Here is a 17,722-nt window from a genome sequence, read left to right on the forward strand (position 1 = left end):
GGCCCGTCCTCCGCGAGGGGACGCGCCTAGCGTCCCGGCCGTGAGCCAGGATCTCGGACGCAGTGACATCGGCGGCGCGGGCGCGACCCCGGGCCTCGCCCTCGGAGCAGACCCCCTGGAGGCGTCGCTGGGCCGGCTGCGGGCGGCGCGCTCGTCCACCGGCGCCCCCGCACCGCGGACGCACGACCTCCAGGCGCCCCGGCTCCTGAGACCTGACGTCGTGGCGCCGGGTGTCGCGGCGCCCGACGCCGTGCTGCACGACCTCCTGGATCCCGATGCAGTGGCGCACGCCCCCGGGGAGCACTTCCCCGCTGAGGGCTCGCCCCACCACGGCGACCACGCCGCTCCCGGCGACCACGAGAGCCTCGACAGCCTCGGCAGCCGGATAGAGGAACGGCGTACGGCGGACGCTGGAGCCCGCCGCGCGGCAGCCTTCTACACCGCCCTCCAGGGCCACGTGCCGGGCGGCCGGGACGACGGCCTCGCGGATGCGCTGACCGGGGAGGCTCCGGCCGGTGCCGAGGACGGCGCACCCCGCGGCGCACGCTGGGGCCTGAGGCCGCGCACGGCGCTCGTCGCCGTCGTCGTGGTGCTCGTCGTGGGGGTCGGGCTCGCCGGGCTCGCCACTCGGCCGTCCGGAGACGTCCAGCCGCTCGCCGCCCCCGGCGACCCGGGAACCGGGCAGCCAGTCCCGCTCGCAGCCATGGAGGACGAGCCCGTGCCCACGCCCGAGCCGGGCCCGTCACCGACACCGCCCGAGGCAGCCCCCGCCGACCTCGTCGTCGTCCACGTCGTCGGGCAGGTCATCACCCCCGGCCTGGTCACGCTGCCCGCCGGGGCGCGCGTCGCGGACGCGGTCGACGCGGCCGGCGGCCCGTCCGCCGACGCCGACCTGGGGGCGCTCAACCTCGCCCGCGCCGTGGTGGACGGCGAGCAGCTGCGCATCCCCGCCCCCGGGGAGGAGGTCGTCGAGCCGCAGCTTCCCGCTCCGGGCGGCGCGACCGGCACACCGGCAGGAGCGCCCGCAGGGCATGCCGGCGGCCTGGTGGACCTCAACACCGCCGACGAGGCCGCCCTGCAGACGCTGCCCGGCATCGGCCCCGCCCTCGCCGGCCGGATCGTCGCGTGGCGGCAGGAGAACGGCGGCTTCGCCTCCGTCGACGAGCTCGACGAGGTCTCCGGCATCGGCCCCGCCGTCCTCGCGAAGCTCCGAGACCTGGTCCGGGTGTGAGCACCGACCTGCGCCTGGCCCCGGCGGCGCTCGCGGCCTGGGCCACCGCCTGGACCCTGACGGGCTCCGTGGCGCACGTGCGCGGGGTGGTCCTGCTGGGTGCAGGTGCGGTGCTCGTGCTGGCCGTGATCGCCCTGGCGGCGGCGCGGTCCGGACGCCGCCCGGCGCTGAGCGGTGCTCTCGGCCAGTCGGTGCTCGTGCTGGGCTGCGTCGTCGTGGTGGCGCTCGCCGCGCACGTGCACGCGGCGGGCCGGGCACCGGTGGAGCAGCTCGCCGCGGACCGTGCGGTGACGGTGCTGTCCGGGCGCGTCGCCTCCGAGCCGCGGCCGGCCGTGTTCGGTGACGGTGCGCGCTGGGTGCTGGCCGCCGACTCCGTCACGGCACGGGCTGCGACGTCCCCGGTCCGCGCGCGCGTGGAGGTGACGGGGCAGCACACCCCGCCCTACGGGGCGCGGGTGGTGGTGGCGGTGGGGCTCGCACCGGCAGAGCCGGGGGACGCGGTGGCCGCGCGCGGCACGGGCCGCGGCGAGGTCGAGGTGGTCCGCGACGCACCTGGCCTGGTGGCCGCGACGACCACGATGCGCACCGCTCTCCTCGACGTGACCGACAGCCTGTCTCCGCAGGCGCGCGGCCTGGTGCCCGGGGTGGCGGTGGGGGACACCTCGCGTCTGCCCTCGGGGCTCTCCGAGGACTTCCGCACCACCGGTCTGACGCACCTGACGGCCGTGTCGGGCGGCCACTTCGCCGTCGTCCTCGCCCTTGTCACCGCGGCGGCCGGGGCCGTCCGACTGCCGCGCACGGCGCGGGTGGCCCTCGTGGCGGCGGTGGCGGTGGGATTCGTGCTGCTCGTGCGGCCGGAGCCCAGCGTGCAGCGCGCCGCGACGATGTGCGCCGTCACGCTGCTGGGCATCGTGCTGGGGCGCCCGGCGGCGTCCGTGCCGGCGCTGGCCACGTGCGTGGTGCTGCTGCTCACCGGGGACCCGTGGATGTCCCGCTCGTACGGCTTCGCTCTCTCGTGCGCGGCCACGGCCGGGCTGGTGCTCCTGTCGCCGCCCCTGGTGCGGCGCCTGGCTCCGTGGCTGGGGCGGCCTGCGGCGTTCGCTCTGGCGGTGCCGGTCGCGGCCCAGGCGGCGTGCGGTCCGGTGCTGGTGCTGCTGGCGCCGGCCGTGCCGACGACGTCGGTGCTCGCCAACCTCCTGGTGACGCCTGCGGTGGCGCCCGCCACGCTGCTGGGCCTGGGGGCCACGCTCACCGCCCCGGTGCTCCCGGAGCTCGCTCACGCGCTCGCCTGGGCGGCGGGCGGGGCCACCTGGTGGATCGCGGCCGTCGCCCGCTGGTGCGCGGGCCTGCCGGGAGCGCTGCTGCCGTGGCCCGGAGGCGTGCCCGGCGCGCTCGTCATGCTGGTCGCCACGGCTGCGGTGCTCGTGCTCGTGCTCCGTCGCCCGCCGGGCCAGGGCTGGCCCGTGGCGTGGGTCGAGGGCGGACGGCGTCGCTGGCGCGCGGCCGGCGCGTACCGCCGCGCGGCCCTGGCCCGGTACCGGGCGGGACTGGCGACCCGACGGGACCGCCACGTCGCAGGGGCCGCCGCCGCTGTCGTGGTCCTGGTCGTGGCCGGAGCGGGAGCCGGGGTGGCCCTGCGCGGGGCGGGCGGACCCGCGGGCGGAGTCCCGGCGGACTGGCAGGTCGTGGCGTGCGACGTCGGTCAGGGCGACGCGCTCGTGGTCCGCACCGGCCCTGCCTCGGCGGTGGTGGTCGACGTCGGCCCCGACGGCGACGACGCCGGGCGCTGCCTCGACCGGCTGGGCGTGGCGCGTGTGGACCTGCTGGTGCTGAGCCACTTCCACGCCGATCACGTCGGGGGGCTGCCCGCCGCGCTGCACGGGCGTGACGTCCGTGCAGCCCTGGTCTCGCCGCTCGCCCAGCCGGCCGGCCAGGCCCGCCGCGCCCTCGACACTCTCGCCAGGGCGCAGGTCCCGGTGCGTGCACCGGAGCCGGGGGAGCGGGGCACGCTCGCCGACGGTGGGCACGAGGTGCTGTGGCACGTGCTCGGGCCGAGCACGTCGGGGGCCGCTGCGGGCCGCCGGTCGGCGGAGGGCGACGGAGCCAACGACGCGAGCCTGTCCGTGCGGCTGCGGAGCACGTCACCTGGCGGGGTTCTCGACGTCGTCACCCTCGGCGACCTGGAGGAGCCGGGGCAGGAGGCGCTCCTGGCTGCGCTCCGTGGCGGCATCGACCCCGAGGTGGCCGACGGGGTGGACGTCGTCAAGATGGCCCACCACGGCTCCGCGGCGCAGTCGCGGGGGCTGGCCCGGCTGCTGCGACCGGCGGTGGTGCTCGTGAGCGTCGGGGCCGGCAACTCCTACGGCCATCCCACGGACAGGGCCCTGGGCCTCTACGCCGACGTCGGCGCCACGGCGGTGCGCACGGACGAGTGCGGCACGGCGGTGCTGGTGGTGCGCGGCGGGGCGCCGGCCCTCGCCTGCACCTGAGCGGTCGGCACGGGAGGAGGCGGTGCACCGGAGCCCGAGCCGCGCGGTCCCTGCGGGACGGCGGCAGCGCACGGGGGTCGGGGCCTCGTGGCAGCATGGGGCCGTGCCCCCCGCCACCCGATCACGTCCTGGTGCCCGCAAGCCTGCCTCCGGCAACGTCCGTTCGTGGGACGAGCCCACGCTCGCCCCCGTCGTGCTGGTGCGGGGGCCCGAGGACCTGCTGCGGGAGCGTGCTGTGGACGGCGTCGTCGGGCTCGCCCGGGAGCGCGACCCGGAGACGGAGAAGGTGGAGCTCGAGGGTGCCACCTACGGGTCGGGCCAGCTCCAGGTCGCGGTCAGCCCCTCGCTGTTCGGGGAGGCCAAGGTGGTGGTCGTCTCCGGTGCCGAGGCCGCGACGGACGAGCTGTACGCCGACGTCATCGCCCACGTGGCCAGCCCGGACCCGGAGACCACCGTCGTGGTGGTGCACGGTGGGGGCCAGCGGGGCAAGAAGATGCTCGACACCATCGTGGCCTCGGGCGCGCCGGTGCTGCAGTGCGACGCCGTGGCGCGCGAGGCGGAGAAGGCCGAGTTCGTCACCCGCGAGCTGCGCGCGGCTCGACGGCGAGCCGAGCCGGAGGCGGTCCGTGCCCTGGTCGACGCGCTGGGCAACGACCTGCGGGAGCTGGCGTCGGCGGTGTCACAGCTCGTCTCGGACACGACGGGCACCATCACCGAGGGCCTCGTCGATCGGTACTACGGGGGACGCGTCGAGGCGACCGGGTTCAAGGTCGCCGACGCCGCGGTGGCGGGAGACGCCGGGGCTGCCGTCGCGCTGCTGCGGCACGCGCTGGCCACCGGCGGGGACCCGGTGCCGCTGGTGGCGGCGCTCGCCATGCGGTTGCGCACGCTGGCCAAGGTAGCGGCGATCCGCGGCGGAGGCGTGACCGCGCGCGAGCTGGGCCTGCAGGACTGGCAGGTCCGCAACGCGCAGCGGGACCTGCAGCGATGGACCCCCGAGGGGCTCGCGACGGCGATCACCGCGGTGGCCCAGGCGGACGCCGAGGTGAAGGGTGCCGGGCGGGACCCGGTGTTCGCCGTCGAGCGTGCGGTGCTGACCATCGCCCGCTCGCGCCGCGGCTGAGGGGGTGCCGCCGGCCCGGTGCCGGCGGCACCGACGGCCGCAGACGGCAGAAGGGCGCCGCTCCCGGGGGAGCGGCGCCCTTCGACGTCTTTCAGCGCCCCGGCGTGCGGGGCGGGGTCACTCAGAGAGCGTTGACCTGCTTCGCGATGGCCGACTTGCGGTTCGCGGCCTGGTTCGTGTGGATGACGCCCTTCGAGACAGCCTTGTCGAGCTTCTTCGAGGCGAGGGCCAGCGCAGCCGACGCGGCCTCCTTGTCGCCGGCGGCGACGGCCTCGCGCACGCGGCGCACGTGCGTCTTGAGCTCCGACTTGACGGCCTTGTTGCGCAGACGAGCCTTCTCGTTCGTCTTGATGCGCTTGATCTGAGACTTGATGTTTGCCACTGGTGGACTTCCTGGTGTGTTCGCCTGCCGGCGAGCGGATAGGTCGTAGAGGGCGGTCACAGCTCCGGGACTGGGGTGGGGAACCCGTGGAGAGGAGCTGGGACTGTGCCCGCCGACCTGGGCGGACACGCGGCCACCAAGAATAGCAGACCTTCGAGGCGTCGCGCGCTCACGCGCGGGCCTGCTCCATCGCCGCCACGACGCGCCGGAAGAGATCCTCGGGCATGACGGCCCCCTCGCGTCGCACGGCCTCGGGAGCCACCCGCACCACGCGGTTGAGCCGCACCTCGCTGGGCCGGCCCCGGGGGTCCCAGGGGCCGGAGCCGATGTCGAGCCAGCGGCGGCCTGCGCGCGCCTCCTGGGCCGCGTCGCGGTCGTGGTCCTTGCTGGTCAGCTGGAGCGCGAGCAGCCAGGGGCCGTCGCGGCCCACGAGGAGCACCGGCCGGTCCTTGCCCTGCGAGGGGTCGTCCTCGTACGGGACCCACGTCCACACGATCTCGCCCGGGTCAGGGGCGCCGTCCGGCCGCGGGGCGTACACGGCCCGCACCGGACCCCGGTAGTCACCCGGGTAGCCGGCGGCGCTCGGGGACGGGGCGGGCGTGCGGCGCTGGGCGGGCGCACCCTCCGCGGGTGCCGGGCTATGAGGCGTGCGCCCGTCCGCGCGAGGCTCCGGGCTGCGCGGTGCGGGGCTGTGCGGTGCGGGGCGTGAGGCGGTGGTGCGTGGGCTGGTGCGCGAGGTGCTGCGCGACGCCGAGGCGACCGCTCGTACGACCTCGCTCAGCAGTCTCGTCCATCGGCTCGCCACGGTCGTCAGCCTACGGGCTCGGGGCCGGGCACGGGATCGGTTCGGGGCCGAGCAGGGGGCCGGTACAGGGCTGGCGCGACGGCGGGCGGACGGCACGCTGTCGGCCGTCCGCCCGCCGTCCGCCCGCCGTCGTCCTGCCCGCCCGCTGCCTCCGGTGAGGGCGGGTGCGGGCCGGGTGGGTGCGGGCAGGGTCAGCCCTGCAGCGCGCCCTCGATCTCGCGCAGGAAGTCGGGCAGGTCGTCCGGGGTGCGGGAGGTGATGAGGGTGTACCCGGCGCCGGAGTCGCTGACGACGGACTGGTCGACCCACGAGCCGCCGGCGTTGCGCACGTCGGTCTGCAGCGACGGGTACGAGGTCACCTGCGCGCCCGAGACGGCGCCGGCCTCGACCACGGCCCACGGGCCGTGGCAGATCGCGGCGACGGGCCGTGCCGACGTCGTGAAGGACTTGACGATGTCGATCGCCGGGGCCTGCAGGCGCAGGTTGTCGGCGTTGATGGTGCCGCCAGGGATCAGCAGCAGGTCGTAGCCGGCCGGGTCCACGGCGTCGAGCGTGGTGTCGGGCGTGACCGTGCGCCCCGGGTCCTTGTCTCCCACCAGCGTCTGGACGTCGCCGTCCTGCACGGCGGCGACGGTCACGTCCGCGCCGGCCTCGCGCAGGTGGTCCACGGGGACCACGAGCTCGTCCTGCTCGATGCCGTAGTTGGTGACGATGGCCAGGACTCGCTTGCCGGACAGGTCAGACATGGGTCCTCCTTCACACGGGGTCTGTGCGGTCCCTCGACGGTAGGCACGACGTGGGCGGGCTCGCAGCGTGAAACAATGGCCGGGCCCGTCCAGGCGACCCCACCCCGTGCCGTCAGAAGCGAGAGAACGCGTTGCCCATCCCCGGACCCGCGCTGCAAGCGCGCATCGAGCCGAACGCCACCGCGCCCGAGCTGATCCGCAACTTCTGCATCATCGCGCACATCGACCACGGCAAGTCGACGCTGGCCGACCGCATGCTGCAGCTCACCGGCGTGGTGGAGCCGCGCGCCATGCGCGCCCAGTACCTCGACCGCATGGACATCGAGCGCGAGCGCGGCATCACGATCAAGTCGCAGGCCGTGCGCATGCCGTGGCAGGTGGACGACGAGGCGTACGCGCTCAACATGATCGACACCCCGGGCCACGTGGACTTCACGTACGAGGTCTCGCGCTCGCTCGCCGCGTGCGAGGGCGCGGTGCTGCTGGTCGACGCCGCGCAGGGCATCGAGGCGCAGACGCTCGCGAACCTGTACCTCGCGATGGAGAACGACCTGGAGATCATCCCGGTCCTCAACAAGATCGACCTGCCGGCCGCCCAGCCGGAGAAGTACGCCGAGGAGATCGGCAACCTCGTGGGCGTGGACCCGTCCGAGGTGCTGAAGGTCTCGGGCAAGACGGGCGAGGGTGTCGAGGCCCTGCTCGACCGCATCGTGCAGCGCATCCCGGCCCCGGTCGGCGACGCCGGCGCGCCGGCCCGCGCGATGATCTTCGACTCGGTGTACGACATCTACCGCGGCGTGGTCACGTACGTGCGCGTGGTGGACGGCAGCCTCAACCCGCGCGAGCGCATCGCGATGATGTCGACGGGCGCCACCCACGAGCTGCTGGAGATCGGCGTGATCTCCCCGGAGCCCATCCCGACCAAGGGCATCGGCGTGGGGGAGGTGGGCTACCTCATCACGGGCGTGAAGGACGTGCGCCAGTCGAAGGTGGGCGACACGGTCACCAACTCGGCCAAGCCGGCCAAGGAGGCCCTGGGCGGGTACGAGGACCCGAAGCCGATGGTGTTCTCGGGTCTGTACCCGATCGACGGCTCGGACTACCCGGTGCTGCGCGAGGCCCTGGACAAGCTCAAGCTCAACGACGCCGCGCTCAACTACGAGCCCGAGACCTCGGTGGCGCTCGGCTTCGGCTTCCGTGTCGGGTTCCTGGGCCTGCTGCACCTGGAGATCGTGCGCGAGCGCCTGGAGCGCGAGTTCAACCTCGACCTGATCTCGACGGCGCCCAACGTGATCTACGACGTCGACCTGGAGGACCGCACGACGGTCCGGGTGACGAACCCGAGCGAGTTCCCGGGCGGCAAGATCCGTGAGGTCCGCGAGCCGGTGGTGCGGGCCACGATCCTGACCCCGAGCGAGTTCGTGGGCACGGTCATGGGTCTGTGCACCGACCGCCGCGGCACGATGCTCGGGATGGACTACCTGTCCGAGGACCGGGTGGAGCTGCGGTACACGCTCCCGCTGGCCGAGATCGTGTTCGACTTCTTCGACCAGCTCAAGTCGCGCACCCGCGGGTACGCGTCGCTGGACTACGAGCCCACGGGTGACCAGGCGGCCGACCTGGTGAAGGTCGACATCCTGCTCCAGGGCGACAAGGTGGACGCGTTCAGCGCCATCGTCCACAAGGACAAGGCGTACGACTACGGCGTGCAGATGACCGCCAAGCTCAAGGAGCTCATCCCGCGCCAGCAGTTCGAGGTGCCGATCCAGGCGGCGGTCGGTGCCCGCGTCATCGCCCGCGAGACGATCCGCGCCATCCGCAAGGACGTGCTCGCCAAGTGCTACGGCGGTGACATCTCCCGCAAGCGCAAGCTCCTGGAGAAGCAGAAGGAGGGCAAGAAGCGCATGAAGACCATCGGGTCCGTCGAGGTCCCGAAGGACGCCTTCATCGCGGCCCTGTCGAGCGACTCCGCGGGCAAGGACGCCAAGGAGAAGAAGAAGTAGTGCCCGCCCTGCCCGACGGCGTCCCGGTGCCCGACGACGGCGCCCTGCCGCCGTGGGTGGCCGACGCCCCCGGTGCCCCGCGCACGGGGGCGTTCGGCGTCTACCTGCACGTGCCGTTCTGCTCGGTGCGGTGCGGGTACTGCGACTTCAACACCTACACGGCCTCCGAGCTGGGCGGTGGGGCGTCGCAGAGCGAGTACGCGACGACGGCGCTGCGGGAGGTGGACCTGGCGCGCAAGGTGCTCGACGGCGCCGGGGTCGCGCCGCGGCCGGTGTCCACGGTGTTCTTCGGCGGAGGCACGCCCACGATGCTCCCGGTGGGGGACCTGGTGCGGCTGCTGGGCGGTGTCCGTGACGCCTGGGGGCTGGCGGACGACGTCGAGGTGACCACGGAGGCCAACCCGGACTCGGTCACACCGGCGTCGCTGCGGGAGCTGGCCGAGGGCGGGTTCACGCGCGTGTCGTTCGGCATGCAGTCGGCGGTGCCGGCGGTGCTGGCCACCCTGGAGCGCACGCACGACCCGCGCAGGATCCCCGACGTCGTGCGCTGGGCGCGGGACGCGGGTCTGGACGTCTCCCTCGACCTGATCTACGGCACGCCGGGGGAGAGCGTGGAGGACTGGCGCGCCTCGCTGGAGGCGGTGCTGGCCACCGACGTCGACCACGTGTCGGCCTACGCCCTGGTGGTCGAGCCAGGCACGAAGATGGGGGCCCAGCTGCGCCGTGGCGAGCTGCCTCCGCCCGACGAGGACGACCAGGCCACCAAGTACGAGCTGGCGGACGCGATGCTCTCGGCGGCCGGGTTCGGCTGGTACGAGGTGAGCAACTGGGCGCGAGGCGTGCCCGACGGCGACCTGACGCACGCCTGCCGCCACAACCTCGCCTACTGGCGCGGGGACGACTGGTGGGGGATCGGCCCGGGCGCCCACTCGTACGTCGCGGCGCCCGTCCGTGCCGGGGCGGAGCACGCCGGCGTGCGCTGGTGGAACGTCAAGCACCCGCGGCGCTACGCGGCGCTGCTGGAGGCGGGAGTCTCGCCGGGGGCGGGCAGGGAGCTGCTCACGACGTCGGAGGCCGCGCTCGAGCGGCTGATGCTGGGGGTGCGCACGCGCGAGGGCCTGGACCTGTCCGTGCTGTCGGACGGCGGCCGACGTGCCGTGGCGGGCCTGGTGGCCCGAGGGCTGCTCGACGGCGTGGCTGCCGTCGGTGGCGACGGGCGGGGCCGGCGGGCCGTGCTCACGCTGCGCGGCCGGCTCCTGGCCGACACCGTGGTGCGCGAGCTGAGCGACTGAGGTACCGCACGGCGGGCCGGTGCGAGGCGGCGTCGGCGACGCCGCCCCGCACCGTGCTCCGCTACTTGATGAAGCGGATGTTCAGCGGGTAGCGGTACGGCTGGTGCTTGTTGGCCGTCACCGACGCGATGATGCCGACGACGACGGCGAAGATCGCGACGGCCGGCACCAGGACGAAGCCGATGAGCAGGAACACGCTGACCCAGGCGACCGCCGCGGCGATGAGGATCGTGATCTGGAAGTTCAGCGACTCCTTGGCGTGCTCTCCGACGAACGGGCTGCGGTCGCGGTACATGAGCCAGATGACGAGCGGCACGAGGAACCCGAGGATGCCGCCGGTCGCCAGGGCGACGATCAGCGGTCCGAGGTGGGCGAGGAGGGCCCACGTGCGCTCCTCGGACGGCGAGAGCGCGGACGGGCCGGGGCCGTGGCCGCCCTGCCCGTAGCCGCCTTGCCCGTAGCCGGGCTGCTGGTAGGGCTGGCCGTAGCCCTGCTGGGGCTGCTGGCCGTAGCCCTGGTAGGGCGGCTGCTGCCCGGAGGGCTGGCCCGGCTGCGGCTCGGGCGAGGGCGGGGTGGTGGGGTCGCTCACGGTGTGCTCCTGGTCGGCAAGGTCGCGGGTCGCCGGACGGGCGGCCAGGGACACACGGTAGGGCCGGCAGGGGTCACCTGTCCGCACGAGAGGCCGGCGGGCGTCCTCGGTGGGTCCCGGTGCGGCGCGCTGGCGCTCGGGCGGGCCGCACGCCAGGCTGTGCCCATGAGCGACCCTTACGGCGCGCCGGCGCCGCGTGACCCTGACGAGCCGCAGCCTCCTCAGTACGGCCAGGGCCAGCCCTCGCAGCAGCCGCAGCAGCCGCAGTACGGCCAGCCCCAGCCTCCCCAGCACGGCCAGCAGCCGCCACAGTACGGCCAGCCAGGCCCGCCGCGGTACGGCCAGTACGGCGACCTGCCCCAGGCCCCGCTGCCGCCGGACCCGTACGGCCGTGGCGCCGGTGCCGGCCACCCGAGCGGTCCGCCCTCGGTGGGGACGGCGTTCTCGTGGGCCTTCTCGGCGTTCGGTCGCAGCGCCGGCACGTGGCTGGTGGCCGCGCTGCTGCTGGGTGTGCTGAGCTCGCTCGTCAGCTGGATGGCGACGCCGTCGCTGCGCGAGGTGTTCAGCGGGAACCTGGGTGACATCGGTGCGCTGGAGACGGCCCTCCAGGTGCAGCTCACGTTCCAGGACGTGCTGCTCGCGGCGGCGGGCGACGTCGTGACGACGGTGCTGGTGGCGTTCCTGCTCAACGGTGCCCTGGTGGCGACGCGTCAGGGCCGGGCACGCCTGGGCGAGCTGTTCGCGGTGCGCGACCTGGGCCAGGTCGTGGTGCTGGCGGCGATCCTCGTGGTGATCAACCTGGTGCTGTCGTTCGTGCCGCTGGTGGGCTGGCTGCTGTCGGTGGTGGTCGGCTTCATGCTGGCGGCGTCGCTGCTGTTCGTGCTGGACCAGGGGCAGGACGCGGTCACGGCGCTGCGCTCGAGCTGGGCGTTCACGCGTCAGCACCTGGGGGCGTGGCTGCTGACGGCCGTGCTGGCGGTCGTGGTGCTGGTGGTGGGCTTCCTCGCGTTGTTCGTGGGCTCGCTCGTGGCGTTCCCCGTGGCGGCCCTGATGGTGGCGCACATGTACCGCCGTCTGACGGGTGGCCAGGTGGCGCAGCCGGCCTGACGGCTACGCCGTCACGAAGTCGATGAGCTCCTCGACCCGGCCCAGCAGGGCCGGGTCGAGGTCGCGGTAGTCGCGCACGGAGCGCAGGATCCGCTTCCAGGCGCGGGCGACGTCCTCCTGGCTGGAGGCGGGCCAGCCGAGCTCGCGCAGGATGCCGCGCTTCCACTCGGTGCCGCGCTCGATGACGGGCCAGGCCGTGAGGCCGAGGCGCTCGGCGCGCACGGCCTGCCACACGTCGACGTAGGGGTGGCCGAGCACCAGCACCGTGCCCGCGGGGACGGTGCGCAGGGCGGCGTCGGCCAGGCGCTGCTCCTTGGAGCCGGGCACGAGGTGGTCGACGAGCACGCCGACGCGTCGTTCGGGCGTGGGCCGGAACTCGGCGAGGGCGTCGGCGAGGTTGTCGACGCCGTCGAGCATCTCGACGACGACGCCCTCGACGCGCAGGTCGTCGCCCCAGACCTTCTCGACGAGCTCGGCGTCGTGCTTGCCCTCGACCCAGATGCGGGAGCCTCGGGCCACGCGGGCGCGCTGGCCGTGCACGGCGACGGAGCCGGAGGCGGTGCGGGCCGGGGCCTGGGGGGCGCGGGAGGTGACCGGCGGGGTGAGCAGCACGGGCTCGCCGTCCACCCAGAACCCGGGCCCGAGGGGGAAGGATCGGGTGCGACCGGCGCGATCCTCGAGGACGACCAGGTGGACGCCGCCCGACTTCTCGACCCGCACGACGGCGCCGACCCAGCCCGTCTGCACCTCCTCGACCACGAGCCCTGGCTCGGCAGCCTGAGGGCGCGCCTTCGGCCGTGCGCGGTGGTGCGAGGCGGCGCCGCCGCCCGCGGACGAGGAGGACAGGACGTCGGATCCGTAGCGGTCGTGCACGCCGGGGAGCCTAGGGGAGCGGCGCCGCGGGCGCCCGGGCGCCGCGCCGGACCCCCGGTGTGCTCGGCGGGGCCGTCGTACCCTCGCCGGGTGCCCACGTCTGCCTCTCGCGGCCGGTCGGTCGCCCGCCCGTCCCGGCCGCTGGCCGTGGTGGTGGGCCACGCGGTCCTGGCGGCCGTGGCTCGCCTGCCCCGTCCGGTGCTGCGGCTGCTGGCGGGGCGGCCACGGGTGGTGGCCGGGCGCACGCTCGCTCCCGAGGTGCAGCTCGCCCTGCGCCTGACGGGAGCCGCCCGCGGGGAGCCTGCGGCCGGCACGGGCGTCGTGGACGTCGCGCAGATGCGGGCGCGCACCGCGTTCCAGGCCGCCGTCGTGGGGTCGCGCCCGCGCGTGCACGAGGTGTTCGCCGCGGGCCTGGCCGTCCCGGGCGCGGTGCTGCCCGCTCGCGTGTACCGGCCGTCTGCGCGGCGGGCCGCCGGCGTGGTCGTCTACCTGCACGGGGGCGGCTGGGTCACCGGGGACCTCGACACGCACGACGGCGTCTGCCGCGCGCTCGCCCGCGGGAGCGGGCTGACGGTGGTGTCGGTCGCGTACCGGCGCGCTCCCGAGCACCCGTACCCGGTGCCGGTCGAGGACGCGGTGGCGGGCTTCCGCGCGGTGCGTGACCACCCGGTGGCGGCGGGGCTGCCCGTGGCGGTCGCGGGAGACAGCGCGGGCGGCGCCCTGGCCGCCGTCGTCGCCCGTCGTACCCGGGACGACGTGCGCGACGGCGGGGAGGCGGGGTCGGGTGCGCCGGTGGCGCAGCTGCTGCTCTACCCGGGCACGGACCTGACGTCCCGCCGGCCGTCGTTCGACGCCTTCGGTACGGGCTACGCGCTGACGGCCGCGGACGTGGACCGCTACCGGGACCTGTACCTGGGGGTGGAGCCGGCGGGCGCGGGCGCTCCGCCGCCGGTCGCGGCGGAGCCGGACGCCTCGCCGCTGCTGGCGCCGGACACCGACCTGACGGGCGTCGCCCCGGCCTACGTGGCGGTCGCCGGGTTCGACGTGCTGCACGACGAAGGGGTGGCGTACGCCGGGCGGCTGCGCGGGGCGGGCGTCCCGACGACCCTCGTGGTCGAGGAGGGGCTGGTGCACGCGTTCGCGAACCTCGCGGGAGCGTCGCGGACGGCGGCGCACGCCCTGGAGCGTGCCGCCCGGGCGCTCGGCGCGCTGGTCGCGGCCGCGCCCGCGCCGGGCTCGCACGCGTAGGATGGCACTCGGACGTCGAGAGTGCTAGCGACGACGAGGAGGGGACCGTGAGCGAGGAGCGTCGGCTCGAGGTGCTGCGCGCCATCGTCGAGGACTACGTCGCCACGCGTGAGCCCGTGGGGTCCCGGGTGCTCACGGAGCGGCACGGCCTCGGCGTCTCGCCGGCGACGATCCGCAACGACATGGCGGCGCTGGAGGAGGCGGGCTACATCGCCCAGCCGCACACGTCCGCCGGGCGCATCCCGACGGACAAGGGCTACCGCCTCTTCGTCGACCGGCTGGCCGAGGTGCGGCCGCTGTCGACGCCGCAGAAGCGGGCCATCGAGACGTTCCTGTCCGAGGCGGTCGATCTCGACGACGTGCTGACCCGGGCCGGGCGCCTGATCGCCCAGCTGACCGGGCAGGTCGCCGTCGTGCAGTACCCGTCGCTGCGCCGCTCCGGTCTGCGCCACCTGGAGCTGGTCCCCGTGGGGGACGACAGGCTCCTGGTCGTCGTCATCACCGACACGGGGCGGGTGGAGCAGCGCTTCCTGGACGTCTCGCCGGCCGGGGACGCCGAGCCGCTCGTCCTGGACGACGGCCTGCTCGGCGAGCTGCGGGCCCGGCTCAACGCCGCGGCCGCCGGCAAGCGCCTGGACCAGCTGCCCGACGCCTTCGCCCAGGTGGCCGAGGGGGTGGAGCCGCGGGTGGCCCCCCTGGCACGCCTGGTCGCCGAGACCGTGGTGGACACCCTGGGCGAGGAGAACGAGGAGCGCATCGTGCTCGCCGGCACCGCGAACCTGGCGCGCGCCGGCATGCGGTTCGAGCAGGGGCTGCGGCCCGTGCTCGAGGCGCTCGAGGAGCAGGTGGTGCTGCTCGGGCTGCTCACCGAGATGGCCGGGGACCCGGTCGCGGTGCGCATCGGGCACGAGAACGGTCTGGAGGGGCTCACCGAGGCGTCGGTGGTGACCTCCGGCTACGGGCCGTCGTCCGCCGACGGCGGGGACTCCCTGGCGATCCTGGGCTCCATCGGGCCCACCCGCATGGACTACCCGGGCACCATCGCGTCGGTCCGCGCCGTGGCACGCTACCTGTCACGCGTGCTGCCCGGCTGACGCGTCCGAAGAACTTCCGAACCATCCGTCGAACCTGAGAGAACCGTGGCCGACTACTACGAGATCCTGGGCGTCGAGCGCGACGCCACGCCCGAGCAGATCAAGAAGGCGTACCGGAGGCTCGCTCGCGAGCTGCACCCGGACGTCGCCGGCGAGGCCGGCGAGGAGAAGTTCAAGGACGTCGCGCGCGCGTACGAGGTGCTCTCGAACCCCGAGAAGCGCCAGCAGTACGACATGGGTGTGGACCCCACGGCGCCCGGTGGCGGCGCGGGCGGGGGCTTCGGCGCGGGCTTCGGCTTCCAGGACATCTTCGAGACCTTCTTCGGCGGCGGGCAGACGGCCCAGGGGCCGGTGCCCCGCTCGCGGCGCGGCCAGGACGCCCTCGTCCGCCTCGACGTCGACCTCGCGGAGGCCACGTTCGGCGCCAAGCGTGAGCTGCAGGTCGACACGGCCGTGGCGTGCTCCACGTGCAGCGGCAACGGGGCACGCCCGGGCACCTCGCTGCGCACCTGCGACGTGTGCGCGGGCCGCGGCCACGTGCAGCGCGTGGCCCGGTCGTTCCTCGGCCAGGTCATGACGACGGCGCCCTGCTCGGCGTGCGGCGGCTACGGCACGGTCATCCCCGAGCCGTGCCCGGACTGCGCCGGCGAGGGCCGCGTGCGCTCGCGCCGCACCCTGACGGTCAACGTCCCGGCCGGCGTCGACACCGGCACGCGCATCAAGCTCACGGCCCAGGGCGAGGTCGGCCCCGGCGGCGGTCCTGCCGGCGACCTGTACGTGGAGATCCGCGAGAAGCCGCACGAGGTGTTCGTGCGGCGCGGCGACGACCTGCACTGCACGCTGCCGGTGCCGATGACGGCGGCGGCACTGGGCACGGTGCTCGAGCTCGAGACGCTCGACGGCCAGCAGGAGATCGACCTGCGGCCGGGCACCCAGCCGGGCCAGGTCGTCACCCTCAAGGGGCTCGGCGTCGGGCACCTGCACTCGGGCGGCCGCGGCGACCTGCACGTCCATGTCGAGGTGTCGGTGCCGACGGCCCTGGACGACGAGCAGACGGAGCTGTTGCGCAAGCTCGCCGCGCTGCGGGGCGAGGAGCGGCCCGAGTCGCGCCTGTCGGCCGCGCACCCGGGGGTGTTCTCGCGGCTGCGTGACAAGCTGAGCGGCCGGTGAGCACGGCGTACCGGCGCGGCGTGCCGGGCGTGGTGGTGCCGTGAGCGCCCCGGTCTTCCTCGCCGACGGCGGCACCCCTCTGACCCAGGTGGGCCCGGGCGGCACGTACGTGCTCGAGGGGGCCGAGGGGCGCCACGCGGGCGTGGTGCAGCGCAAGCGCGCCGGGGAGCGGGTCGACGTCGTCGACGGCGCGGGCGTGCGGCTGCTGTGCCGGGTCGCGGCGGCCGACGGCGGCGTGCTGCGTCTCGACGTCGACGAGGTGGTGCACGAGCCCGCGCCCGACGTCGTCGTCACCCTGGTCCAGGCGCTCGCGAAGGGTGATCGCGACGAGCTGGCCGTGGAGGCGGCGGTCGAGACCGGCGTGGACGCCGTCGTGCCGTGGCAGGCGGAACGCTCCGTCGTGGTCTGGCGCGGGGACCGGGCGGCGAGGTCGCGGGCGCGCTGGGTGGCGACGGTGCGCGCGGCGGTGAAGCAGGCGCGCCGGGCGTGGCTGCCGCCCGTGGCCGAGGCGTGCACCACCAAGCAGCTCGCGGTGCGCGTGCGCGAGGTCGTCGCCGCGGGCGGGGCGGTGCTCGTGCTGCACGAGGAGGCCACGACGGCGGTGGGCAGCGTGCCGCTGCCCGTGCCCGCCGCGGGCGGGCCGACGCCGGAGCTCCTCGTCGTCGTCGGGCCCGAGGGCGGCATCTCCGAGGCGGAGGTGACCGCCCTGAGCGACGCCGGGGCCGTGCTCGTGCGGCTGGGGCCTCACGTGCTGCGGACGTCGACCGCCGGTCCGGTCGCCGTCGCGCTGCTCAGCGAGCGGCTCGGCCGGTGGGCCGTCGCGCCTGACGGGCGGGCCTGACGGGCGGGGCACCGCCAGGTAACGTGCGGGGCATGACGAGCGTCGACGCCACCCAGGACTGCATCTTCTGCAAGATCGTCGCCGGGCAGCTGCCGGCCGACGTCGTCGCGACCTCGGAGCGTTCGCTCGCGTTCCGCGACATCGACCCGCAGGCCCCGGTGCACGTGCTCGTGGTGCCCCGCGAGCACCACGGCGACGTGTCGGTGCTCGCCGCGGCCGACCCCGCGCTGCTCGCCGACATGGTGGCGCTGGCCGACCAGGTGGCGGGAGAGCTGGCCGACGGGCAGTACCGCCTGATCTTCAACAGCGGTCCCCGTGCCGGCCAGAGCGTCTTCCACGTGCACGGCCACGTGATCTCCGGCGCCCAGCTCGGCTGGTCGCCCGCCTGACCGGGCGGCCCGGGCGCCGCGGCGCGGGTCAGCCGGCGGCCAGGCGCACGACGGCGTCGACCAGGCCGGAGAGGGCCACGGCGGTGCCGACGAGCAGCGCGAGGAGGGCTGCCGCCGCGGCGGCAGCCAGCGTCCAGTCGCGCACCGTGCCGCGGGCGCGGGCGCGGACGAGGGGGCGGGGAGCGGGGGTCGAGGTCATGACAAGAACCCTCGCCCCGCGGCCCTGCCCGCCGCGTCGGCCGGTGGGCGGGTGTGAGGGCCGGGCCGCTCAGACCTGGGGAGGACACCGGTCAGCCCGCGGTCGGACGCCGCCCCGGCACCGTGCCCTGAGCGAAACGCC

General features: G+C 75.3%; 17 protein-coding genes. 11 read left to right on the forward strand and 6 right to left on the reverse strand.

The window, feature by feature from the left end:
- Positions 1 to 40 precede the first annotated feature (40 nt).
- From DNL40_RS16705 to holA, 3 genes are all read left to right on the forward strand, one after another.
- Positions 41 to 1,231: a ComEA family DNA-binding protein gene (locus DNL40_RS16705; RefSeq protein WP_245885705.1), complete on the forward strand. Its 1,191-nt coding sequence runs from the start codon at positions 41 to 43 to the stop codon at positions 1,229 to 1,231.
- Complete coding sequence (locus DNL40_RS05815; protein ID WP_111250316.1) at positions 1,228 to 3,720, forward strand: ComEC/Rec2 family competence protein; 2,493 nt, start codon at positions 1,228 to 1,230, stop codon at positions 3,718 to 3,720. Before DNL40_RS16705 ends, DNL40_RS05815 begins: the two co-directional genes overlap by 4 nt.
- A gap of 103 nt (positions 3,721 to 3,823) precedes the next feature.
- Positions 3,824 to 4,843: a DNA polymerase III subunit delta gene (gene holA / locus DNL40_RS05820; RefSeq protein ID WP_111250317.1), complete on the forward strand. Its 1,020-nt coding sequence runs from the start codon at positions 3,824 to 3,826 to the stop codon at positions 4,841 to 4,843.
- 121 nt (positions 4,844 to 4,964) lie between these two features.
- Here holA and rpsT read toward each other — a convergent pair whose 3' ends face one another.
- The 3 genes from rpsT to DNL40_RS05835 all read right to left on the reverse strand — a co-directional run bounded on the left by rpsT (position 4,965) and on the right by DNL40_RS05835 (position 6,776).
- Positions 4,965 to 5,225, reverse strand: coding sequence for a 30S ribosomal protein S20 (gene rpsT / locus DNL40_RS05825; protein WP_111250318.1), 261 nt, complete (start codon positions 5,223 to 5,225; stop codon positions 4,965 to 4,967).
- A 169-nt stretch (positions 5,226 to 5,394) separates the two neighbouring features.
- On the reverse strand, positions 5,395 to 5,772 hold the full coding sequence (locus DNL40_RS16995) for a type II toxin-antitoxin system PemK/MazF family toxin (RefSeq protein ID WP_425450763.1): 378 nt from the start codon (positions 5,770 to 5,772) through the stop codon (positions 5,395 to 5,397).
- Between the two features lie 449 nt (positions 5,773 to 6,221).
- A complete protein-coding gene (locus tag DNL40_RS05835) occupies positions 6,222 to 6,776 on the reverse strand; it encodes a type 1 glutamine amidotransferase domain-containing protein (protein WP_111250320.1) in 555 nt (184 codons plus the stop codon).
- Positions 6,777 to 6,907: 131 nt separating this feature from the next.
- On the opposite strand from DNL40_RS05835, the gene lepA reads away from it, so the two are divergent.
- Both lepA and hemW read left to right on the forward strand, forming a co-directional pair.
- Positions 6,908 to 8,779 (forward strand): translation elongation factor 4, encoded by a 1,872-nt coding sequence (lepA, locus tag DNL40_RS05840; RefSeq protein ID WP_111250321.1) that lies wholly within the window; start codon positions 6,908 to 6,910, stop codon positions 8,777 to 8,779.
- Entirely contained in the window at positions 8,779 to 10,071 is a 1,293-nt protein-coding gene (gene hemW, locus DNL40_RS05845; protein ID WP_111250322.1) for a radical SAM family heme chaperone HemW, read from the forward strand. Before lepA ends, hemW begins: the two co-directional genes overlap by 1 nt.
- A gap of 61 nt (positions 10,072 to 10,132) precedes the next feature.
- Here hemW and DNL40_RS16370 read toward each other — a convergent pair whose 3' ends face one another.
- Positions 10,133 to 10,660: a DUF4870 domain-containing protein gene (locus tag DNL40_RS16370; RefSeq protein ID WP_179950961.1), complete on the reverse strand. Its 528-nt coding sequence runs from the start codon at positions 10,658 to 10,660 to the stop codon at positions 10,133 to 10,135.
- A 165-nt stretch (positions 10,661 to 10,825) separates the two neighbouring features.
- Here DNL40_RS16370 and DNL40_RS05855 point away from each other — a divergent pair, with 165 nt between their 5' ends.
- On the forward strand, positions 10,826 to 11,767 hold the full coding sequence (locus DNL40_RS05855) for a hypothetical protein (protein ID WP_179950962.1): 942 nt from the start codon (positions 10,826 to 10,828) through the stop codon (positions 11,765 to 11,767).
- 3 nt (positions 11,768 to 11,770) lie between these two features.
- Here DNL40_RS05855 and DNL40_RS05860 read toward each other — a convergent pair whose 3' ends face one another.
- Entirely contained in the window at positions 11,771 to 12,640 is an 870-nt protein-coding gene (locus DNL40_RS05860) for a DUF3097 domain-containing protein (RefSeq protein ID WP_111250325.1), read from the reverse strand.
- A 90-nt stretch (positions 12,641 to 12,730) separates the two neighbouring features.
- Between DNL40_RS05860 and DNL40_RS05865 the strand changes: the two genes are divergently transcribed.
- From DNL40_RS05865 to DNL40_RS05885, 5 genes are read left to right on the forward strand one after another with little or no spacing between them, the layout of a single operon-like run.
- On the forward strand, positions 12,731 to 13,888 hold the full coding sequence (locus DNL40_RS05865; RefSeq protein WP_146252028.1) for an alpha/beta hydrolase: 1,158 nt from the start codon (positions 12,731 to 12,733) through the stop codon (positions 13,886 to 13,888).
- A gap of 47 nt (positions 13,889 to 13,935) precedes the next feature.
- Positions 13,936 to 14,982, forward strand: coding sequence for a heat-inducible transcriptional repressor HrcA (hrcA, locus tag DNL40_RS05870; RefSeq protein ID WP_111250327.1), 1,047 nt, complete (start codon positions 13,936 to 13,938; stop codon positions 14,980 to 14,982).
- Between the two features lie 45 nt (positions 14,983 to 15,027).
- Positions 15,028 to 16,152, forward strand: a complete 1,125-nt coding sequence (dnaJ, locus tag DNL40_RS05875) for a molecular chaperone DnaJ (RefSeq protein ID WP_111250328.1) — start codon at positions 15,028 to 15,030, stop codon at positions 16,150 to 16,152.
- A 40-nt stretch (positions 16,153 to 16,192) separates the two neighbouring features.
- Positions 16,193 to 16,993 carry a 16S rRNA (uracil(1498)-N(3))-methyltransferase gene (locus tag DNL40_RS05880; RefSeq protein ID WP_111250329.1) on the forward strand — a complete coding sequence of 267 codons (801 nt, stop codon included), beginning with the start codon at positions 16,193 to 16,195 and terminating at the stop codon, positions 16,991 to 16,993.
- Positions 16,994 to 17,025: 32 nt separating this feature from the next.
- Entirely contained in the window at positions 17,026 to 17,382 is a 357-nt protein-coding gene (locus DNL40_RS05885) for an HIT domain-containing protein (protein WP_111250330.1), read from the forward strand.
- Positions 17,383 to 17,410: 28 nt separating this feature from the next.
- On the opposite strand, the gene DNL40_RS16375 is transcribed toward DNL40_RS05885, so the two are convergent.
- Complete coding sequence (locus DNL40_RS16375; protein WP_179950963.1) at positions 17,411 to 17,581, reverse strand: hypothetical protein; 171 nt, start codon at positions 17,579 to 17,581, stop codon at positions 17,411 to 17,413.
- Positions 17,582 to 17,722: the final 141 nt, after the last annotated feature.

Source organism: Xylanimonas oleitrophica (assembly GCF_003244315.1).
GTDB classification, from domain to species: Bacteria; Actinomycetota; Actinomycetes; order Actinomycetales; family Cellulomonadaceae; genus Xylanimonas_A; species Xylanimonas_A oleitrophica.

What these genes read in the sequence shown, in the direction of transcription:
- DNL40_RS16375 (WP_179950963.1), bottom strand. Translation starts at nt 17,581, where the DNA reads ATGACCTCGACCCCCGCTCCCCGCCCCCTCGTCCGCGCCCGCGCCCGC.
- DNL40_RS05835 (WP_111250320.1), bottom strand. Translation starts at nt 6,776, where the DNA reads ATGTCTGACCTGTCCGGCAAGCGAGTCCTGGCCATCGTCACCAACTAC.
- DNL40_RS05855 (WP_179950962.1), top strand. Translation starts at nt 10,826, where the DNA reads ATGAGCGACCCTTACGGCGCGCCGGCGCCGCGTGACCCTGACGAGCCG.
- DNL40_RS05885 (WP_111250330.1), top strand. Translation starts at nt 17,026, where the DNA reads ATGACGAGCGTCGACGCCACCCAGGACTGCATCTTCTGCAAGATCGTC.